Source organism: Rhodobacter sp. SGA-6-6 (assembly GCF_011043545.1).
GTDB lineage: Bacteria > Pseudomonadota > Alphaproteobacteria > Rhodobacterales > Rhodobacteraceae > Pseudogemmobacter.
Map to the genome: position 1 here is coordinate 1 of NZ_JAAKGP010000031.1, position 7327 is coordinate 7327.

The following is a 7327-nucleotide window of genomic DNA, read 5'->3' on the forward strand; positions in this document are numbered from 1 at the left end:
TCAAATCGACGTTCGTTCCGACAAAGTTGCCTGCCACCGGGGTGACCTGTTCGATGTTTCGGGCCACGGCGAGTGGTACCAGATTGAAGGACCCGAAGCTCCGGTTCGTGGGATCGAAGGCAATCCATCCGGCACCGGGGACAAATATCTCGACCCAGGCATGGGTGGACCCGGAACCCGCAGACCCAAAAAGGCATTCTTCCGCATCTGACAGATAGCCGGATACGATGCGGGAACCGAGGCCAAGCGTGCGCGCGGCTTCGGCGAGCAGGACCGCAAGATCACGGCACGAGCCCCATCGCCGGTCAAGAGTCTCGATCGGTGGCTGGGTGCCTTCCGTTTCACGGCTCTGGTAGGAAATCTGGGTGAACACACCGTTGCTGATGTCCTTCAGTAGGGACAGGGTGTCGGTTGGACGCGCCATGACAAAGCCCTCAACCCATCGGGATAGCCGACCGTGGGGGTCGGGGTATTGCGGAACCGTCAACGCGCCCAGATCGGTCCATTCGTCGTCGGCGTAGACAAAGGGGTACTGCGCGGCCGAGGCGGCGATGGCAAAGACCGGCCATGCAGGCGCGGTGAGATCCACTGTGGCACGGCTCTCGATCACCAGATGATCCGTCACGCCGTCAAAAATGGCGGTGGCGACAGCGTTGCCGGCCACGTCGTGCGCCCAAGTCACCGTCGCCGTCGGCGAAATGGAGAGGGCATGCGCAAGTAGTCGCAGTTCCCTTGTTTCTCGGGGACGTAGCATCAACCGATGGGGCCCAAGAGGGACCTTTTGACGGTATCTGTAGGTCGTGGTGTGAGCGATCTCGAGGCAGGCCAAAATGATATTCCAGTTCGGATTGAGGAAGACGGCGCGCGGCTGCAGGGATCAGCGGCGGCGAGATGCGCCCGCGCTGACGGGCGCGGCGTTCCGCCAGGCATTCAACCCCTTGCAGCGTCGGCAAATCCGTTCTCCGAAGCCCTCGCTCCAGAACGAGGTTTCGCATCGCAGGCATCGGCGTTCTTGCGGAACATCACCCACGGTCCTTGGGGTCGCGATGCCCGGTACGTCACCTTCGGCGAGGGCCTTGTCCGCCATCACGTTTTTCCCGCAGCCAGACGGGTGCGCAAGGGCGGCGGCGAGTCCGGTCGCGTAGGCATTCCTTCGTTTTCGGCGGCTCGGATCGACTCTTCGTCCCGCGCTCCTCGGGCGGTCGTCTTCGAAAGCGGCGCAGCCAGGTTCGGATCGGATGTCCCAGACCCGGAATAGAGATGTCGCAGGTGCGCCTCGGAGACGCCGTCGGCTTTCATCACGAGCTGTACCATCGGGTCAGACAGCATTTCTTCAAGGAATAAGTTGGACAAGGCCCTGCCCGTGAGCTTGTCTCTGGCGCTTGCTTGGTCGAGGTCGGCAAGGGAAACAGTCAGAGTCCGTGCAAGTCCAGGATGAGATATCCTGGGATGAAGCTTCACAAGGACGGAGGCTTTCCAGGCTGCGGGATCCCGTTGATCAGGGGGCGAAGCCACTTCCGTATCGATCTCGTACTCTCCCGCCGGGAGAATCTCGTCAAAGCCCGGAACGGTGAAGGGTCGGGAAAAAACCGCAACGGTCTTGCTTCTCAGATCTTCCATTGGCGCGCTCCTTTCCCATGGGTGCTGTGGGCGGTCCGCGCCCCTCACGGGAATGAGGCGCGTAACCGGTGTACACCCTCAAGATGTCTTGGGTTTCGCGGCTGCATCCTTGCCAGAAGCCTTGGGCTCGGTCTCCTTGGCAGGGGTCGTCGCTGTTTTCGCAGGCTTGGGCTTTAACGCAGCCGCAGCCCTGGCGGTCAGGTCCTTGAAGGACATTTCATCGATCCTTTGATTTTCCGACGCCAGCTCCTCGTCCATGTCGGACCGGGATACCTCGCATCGGTACTTTACATATAGGGGCTGGCGACCCGAATTGCGATGGTGCATCGAAAAGGAAGCCGAGGTCAGTCAGGCCAATTCATACGTCCAGACCTTGAATTCCATCAACGTGTTCTGGCCGAATGTCTGGGTCAGAGGGACATCGGCAGCATCGCGACCGCGCGCGATCAGAATTCTCGCATACCTCGGCTTGTTGTTCCGCGGGTCGAACATGTGCCATTCCCCAGCGAGAAAGACCTCCATCCACGCGGCAAAATCCCCAGGCGGATGAGGCAGAGGCTCCCCGATGTCGCTCAGGTATCCGGTGCAGTAGCGGGCCGGAATGTTCATGCATCGGCACAGGGCGATGGCGAGATGGGCAAAGTCGCGGCAGACACCCTGCCCCTCGGCGAGGGTCTGCGACGCTGTGCGCGTCGCCTTTGCCTGCATATAGTCGAAGCGGACATGTCCATGCACGAAATCGCAGATCGCCTGGACGCGTGACCATCCGGCGTCCGTGGTCTCGAATAGGCGCCACGCCTCCTCCGACAGAAGGTCGGTGTCGCAATACCGGCTGCCCTGCAGAAACACGAGCGTCTCGAAAGGAAGATCCTGAACCTCGTGCTGCCGCGCGCCGGGCATGGAGGGATCAGGCAGGCCCGTGTCGCGGAAGACGCCATCCGTCGACAGGCAGAAGTCGCCCGCCGGAGCCAAGACGCGCGTGCACCAGTTGCCGAAGCCATCCCGGTAGCTTTCGAGGGGCACGCTCGGCGAGGTCACGAGATAATCGGCACGCTCCAGATCGCCGAACCGCGAGTAGTGCACGTTCAGAAGCGCAATCAGCGGCGTCGGTTGAGGGAAGCTGTATCGGAGACGACACCCTATGCTGACGCGTATGCCGGACACGCGGCTGCGCATCGTTCTGTCACCCTCATCTTCCAAGGACGCACGCCCCGTCCGAAAGCTGGAAACCTCGATTGCAGCTCCACCGGTTGCCGGATCGGTCGAGATAGGCGTTCTCCGGCAGATCGATGGCGACGCAGGCGCCATTCAGCACCTCGTATCCGCGCTCGCAGCTCCAGCCCGGTCCATAGGATGCCTCGTCCAGATAAGCATTCGATGGCACGACAACGGCGTCGCATCGGTCGTCGATTCTGACGAAGCCTCTCTCACAAGCCCAGGCGGCGCCGTAGTCTGCGTTGGTCAGATACGCGTTCTCTGGCACGGCAATCGGCGAACATGTCTCTGCAGCGGCCTCATAGCCACGATCACAGGTCCATCCCCTCCCCGAGGCATCGTCCGTCAGGTAGGCACGCTCGGGCAGAACAATGGGCACGCATGCCTCGTCCTCCTGCCGGAACCCGCGTTCGCATTGCCAATCGTAACCGGAAGACCGGAGGAAGGCATTGGCGGGCACCGGGATGGGATTGCAGGACGTCCCGTCCACCTCCTCGTACCCTCGGTTGCACTCCCATCCCGTCCCGTAGGAGCGCCCGGTTGGATAGGCATGCTCGGGGATATCGAGAGGCAGGCATTCGGCGCCCTCTACCCGGTAACCGATGTCGCAGACCCATCCGCCGCCATAGCTGCGCGGCTGGGCGTTCTCCGGCATTGGGCCGGTTCCATCCTGCGCAAGCACGGGAAAGGCGAAAGAGGCGATCACACCGGCTATGGCTGCCGCCCGCGCGATCAGCCTCGCCAAGGGATGTCTCATCGCAGCTTGTTCCTTGGCGGACCAGAGCCCGTTGGTTGCCGCGCGAGTCCTCGATAGCCCAAGCGTGAGCGTTCCGGTCAGCCGTCGAGTGGGCGCGGCCGGTAGCGGGGAGGCTCTGGAATTCGGTCTCGTTGGCATGCCTTCGTTCTCAGCCACCTGGATCGCGAAGTCCTGCGGGAGTGTCGGGTGGGTGCTGCTGGTCATCGGGGCGACAATTTGTGCAAGGCTGCAGCGGCAAGAGCATGTTCCTTCTGGTGGTAGTCGCCGCGGAACTTGCCGTCGACCTGCACCTCCCAGATGCCGTTTCGTTCGCGCACCTGAACCCCACTGCGCTGCGTCGGCCGGTTCATGGAAGAATCTTGTGCTCCTCTGCTTTTCGGCGGCACGGGTTTCATGTCGGTCATTTCCGGCTCCTTCGCCTTTGGCACGCGCGCTTCTCCGAGGAGCATCACGGCGCGAATGAATTCTTCCGCATAATCGTCGGTTTCGCGGTGGTCGTGTTCGTGCCGGGCCATACTCATTGGCTCCACGAACCGTTCTCGCAGGTGGTCCACGAAACGCGGCTCAGTACGGGCCATGTAGGCAATCAGAGCTTGCAGGATCCGTTCATGCGCCAGCACACGCCGTTCGAGCTCGGTAGTCTCGGGGGAAGCTATCGGCATGGCACGGTTCATCCTTCATCGACCGCGCTTTCCGGGAGCTCCGGCAACGCGTCAACATCAAGGGCTGCGAGGCAGGCCTGCGCGATATCGCGGTTCGGAGCATCTGTTCCGGGCATCGTCGCCCAGCCCGCCTCCATCAGGACATCACGCCGCTGATAGGTCGAGGCCGCCCGGATCGTTTCAAGCTTTTCGGCCCGTGCTGGGTCGGACTGCGCCATCTCAAGGCAAACCGGCACCATGGAGGCGACGACATCCTCTTGGGACATCGCCATTGCCCTGTCATTCGCGGTTCCGCCGGTCACCCAGCCGCCCCAGGTAAAACCGACCACGCCGACAAGAGCTGCGCCGATCACGGCACCATAGATGCCGGGCTTGAGCCATTCGGGAGCATTCATTTCAAGTCCTCCTGCGGAGAAGGCGCCGCCTCGCCGTGATTGTTCTTCTCAGTCGCGGCCCGATCCCGGCTCAGCGCCTCTTTCAGGTCGCTGTCGGAAATCGCCCGTAACTCTGTCCGTCCCGCATGACCGCCCCTTCCGCGCACCGTCAGGTAGGTCGCGGTCCGGCGATACGCCTCGAAGCTGAGCCCTTGTAGAAGTTCTTCTTCGACAAGAACCTCGTAGTCGCCCGGGGGCAAATTGCCTGGGTATCCCGGCAACGCGAACGGGTTCGAAAATGTCACCGTCGATCTGGTCGACCGCATGTTCATCTCTGGTCTCCGCGATGTTGGCAGATCCGTCGCTCACCACTGTTGACGGCCCCTTGGAGTGCGGGACCGACCAGTCGAACGATTGAGTGTCTTGTACCTCGGGATCGTTCGCCTGGCGCTGACGCATGTTAGTCCCGGGCACCGAAACGGCTGCGACTTTCCTGAGGGCAGTCGCCCGTACTGACCTGTGTAAGGGCGGCGAGACCGACCTGCGCGTATTCTTTGGGAAACAGGGATGATCTGCATTCCTGCAACCCTTGAAAGGATTGGCGATGGCCGACCCCAATGTTCTCAACCCGCACCCGCCCGAGTTCGATCGGTTTCTCCATGCCTCCGTCGGCGAGGACCGGAACGGCTATGTCGTGACTGTCCTCTCCACGCTCGCACGGCTTGGCCTCGATCCATGGAAGGAAACCGCTGAACTGGTCACGCTCGGGCGCGACGCCGCGCGGGCACGATTGGGAACGCTGCTTGCCCGATTTCGGGACGTTCCTGCGCTCGCCAGCGATCACGGCAGGATCGCACGAGACCTGAGCCAGCTGCTCCCCGAAGACCGGGCGTCAGGTAGTCTGAAGCGAACCGCCTCGACGGTGGCCGGCGGCCGGCCGGGCACAAGCGGAGCGATCTGGGCGGTGCTCGGGATCGTCTTTGTGCTGTTTCAGATGTTCATGCTTGGCGGGTCGGGGTCAGGCGAATGACCGTCTCAACCGCAACCATGGGCAGACCGGCACATGCGGCACACAAGTCCGGCACGCTATCGCCTCGCGAACAGGGCGTTCTCTGGCACATGGAGGAACACTTCTGGACCAGTGGCGCCGACAACGCGCGGGCAACGACTGCGACCAACGCCGTCATGGTCTTCCCCTATCCGCCCGGGATCCTCCAGGGCGACCAAATCTGGACCCATCTTCAACAGAGAACCGGCTGGCGGTCCGTCTCGATGGCCGAGCGGCGCGTCACCCGGTGTCATGATATCGCCATTCTCACCTATCGCGTCTCGGCAGAAAAACCCGATGTGCCGATCTACAAGGCCCTCTGTGCCTCTACCTACCTCAACGATGACGACAGATGGCTGAGGATTTCCCACCAGCAAACTTCGGTGGCTTGACAAGCGCAGAGGTAATCGACCTGCCGCAGACGTCGGGGCTAACCTGCGTCAGTGCGGCGGGGCGCCGACTCCGTTTAGGTGAGACGTGCCGCCGAACATTCGGTGGTGCATTTTTCCGAGTACCCGAGAAGCGTGTGGGCGTGCCGATCCCAAAAAGGACGGCATGTCGACACGCTTCTTATTCTCGGAGCGTCCAGAAAGGACAATCCCAATGACTCCCGAACAGAACAAGACCGCCGAAAAGATGACCTCCGTGAAGGCCGCATGGGACAAGGCGCCCCCTGGTCCGAAGAAGGATGCGGCGCTGAAGCACTACCAAGCAGCCGAGAAGGCCAACACCGCGAAGAACGACGCCGAGACCAACAAGGAACTCGATGCGGCGACCCACGCCCTCGCGTAACCTCCGGCGTCTGACGTGAACACTGGGGCCGCCTGCCGAGCAAGGGAGGGCGGCCCTCTCATTTCAGTAGCGGCCCAGTCTGGTCCAGATATTCCGGATCGAACTCGGCAAGTTCCACCAGCCCGCCATAGTCGTGAAACGTAACGCGGCCGTCCCGAAAGGTGACCAGTCCACTCTCGCGAAGCTGCCGCAGGACGCGGTTCACATGGACCGCGCTCAACCCCAGCGTATCGGCGAGATGGTATTGCGTCAGAGGGCAGTCGAATCCTTCCTTGCTGCCTATTCCAACCAGCGCAAGCCTCGATCCCAGTTCGAGCAGGAAATGCGCCATTCGGGCGTCCGCATCACGCCGACCGATCCCGACCAGATGCTCCACGACCATCGCTTCGTCCCTTGACGCTGCCCAGAGTATGGCGGTCGCGAGGCGCGGCGTCCGCGCGAAGGCATCGATAAGGTCGCTCGCCAGCACTTCGGCGGCCTCGATGTCAACGATGGGTTCGAAGCTGTGATCCGACGTGCGCAACAGGACGCTGCGCAATCCCAGAAAATCCCCCCCCGGCACCTGGAAATCCACGATCTGCCGCGTCCCGTCGGCCTGGAGCTTGTAGGAACAGACCCAACCCGACGACAGAATGTGCGCGGCTTGAGCCGACTGCCCCTGATGCACCATGTCACGCCCCGCGACGAATGAGCGACGACGCTCATGCAGTCGTTCAAGCACGGCCAGCTCGACCTCCGACAGGGCGACGAAGGCGGAGAGCTTGCGTGTCAGGGGGCTGTGTTCGGCTGATGTCATGAAGGCTCCCTACACTGCCGTAATCCAGGTGTGGAAATCTCTCCGGACACTGCTTTGGATCAG

At 62.2% G+C, this 7327-nt stretch carries 12 protein-coding genes; 3 read left to right on the forward strand and 9 right to left on the reverse strand.

What is annotated here, in order from left to right:
- From G5B31_RS20500 to G5B31_RS20535, 8 genes are all read right to left on the reverse strand, one after another.
- On the reverse strand, positions 1-829 hold an 829-nt coding region (locus G5B31_RS20500; protein ID WP_165020054.1), incomplete at its 3' end, for a transglutaminase family protein.
- A gap of 257 nt (positions 830-1086) precedes the next feature.
- Complete coding sequence (locus G5B31_RS20505; protein ID WP_165020055.1) at positions 1087-1620, reverse strand: hypothetical protein; 534 nt, start codon at positions 1618-1620, stop codon at positions 1087-1089.
- A 78-nt stretch (positions 1621-1698) separates the two neighbouring features.
- Complete coding sequence (locus G5B31_RS20510) at positions 1699-1878, reverse strand: hypothetical protein (RefSeq protein WP_165020056.1); 180 nt, start codon at positions 1876-1878, stop codon at positions 1699-1701.
- A gap of 90 nt (positions 1879-1968) precedes the next feature.
- Entirely contained in the window at positions 1969-2796 is an 828-nt protein-coding gene (locus G5B31_RS20515) for a transglutaminase family protein (RefSeq protein WP_240904522.1), read from the reverse strand.
- A 13-nt stretch (positions 2797-2809) separates the two neighbouring features.
- Positions 2810-3580 (reverse strand): hypothetical protein, encoded by a 771-nt coding sequence (locus G5B31_RS20520; protein WP_165020057.1) that lies wholly within the window; start codon positions 3578-3580, stop codon positions 2810-2812.
- 212 nt (positions 3581-3792) lie between these two features.
- Positions 3793-4254 (reverse strand): hypothetical protein, encoded by a 462-nt coding sequence (locus G5B31_RS20525; protein ID WP_165020058.1) that lies wholly within the window; start codon positions 4252-4254, stop codon positions 3793-3795.
- Positions 4255-4262: 8 nt separating this feature from the next.
- Complete coding sequence (locus tag G5B31_RS20530; RefSeq protein ID WP_165020059.1) at positions 4263-4649, reverse strand: hypothetical protein; 387 nt, start codon at positions 4647-4649, stop codon at positions 4263-4265.
- Positions 4646-4960 carry a hypothetical protein gene (locus tag G5B31_RS20535; protein ID WP_229804748.1) on the reverse strand — a complete coding sequence of 105 codons (315 nt, stop codon included), beginning with the start codon at positions 4958-4960 and terminating at the stop codon, positions 4646-4648. Before G5B31_RS20535 ends, G5B31_RS20530 begins: the two co-directional genes overlap by 4 nt.
- A gap of 272 nt (positions 4961-5232) precedes the next feature.
- Between G5B31_RS20535 and G5B31_RS20540 the strand changes: the two genes are divergently transcribed.
- From G5B31_RS20540 to G5B31_RS20550, 3 genes are all read left to right on the forward strand, one after another.
- A complete protein-coding gene (locus G5B31_RS20540; RefSeq protein ID WP_165020060.1) occupies positions 5233-5658 on the forward strand; it encodes a hypothetical protein in 426 nt (141 codons plus the stop codon).
- Positions 5655-6068, forward strand: a complete 414-nt coding sequence (locus G5B31_RS20545; protein WP_240904523.1) for a hypothetical protein — start codon at positions 5655-5657, stop codon at positions 6066-6068. Before G5B31_RS20540 ends, G5B31_RS20545 begins: the two co-directional genes overlap by 4 nt.
- A 211-nt stretch (positions 6069-6279) precedes the next feature.
- The gene (locus G5B31_RS20550; protein ID WP_165020061.1) at positions 6280-6468 is read left to right on the forward strand and encodes a hypothetical protein; all 189 of its coding nucleotides are present in this window, start codon (positions 6280-6282) and stop codon (positions 6466-6468) included.
- A gap of 58 nt (positions 6469-6526) precedes the next feature.
- Here G5B31_RS20550 and G5B31_RS20555 read toward each other — a convergent pair whose 3' ends face one another.
- Entirely contained in the window at positions 6527-7264 is a 738-nt protein-coding gene (locus G5B31_RS20555) for a Crp/Fnr family transcriptional regulator (RefSeq protein WP_165020062.1), read from the reverse strand.
- Between the last annotated feature and the right edge of the window lie 63 nt (positions 7265-7327).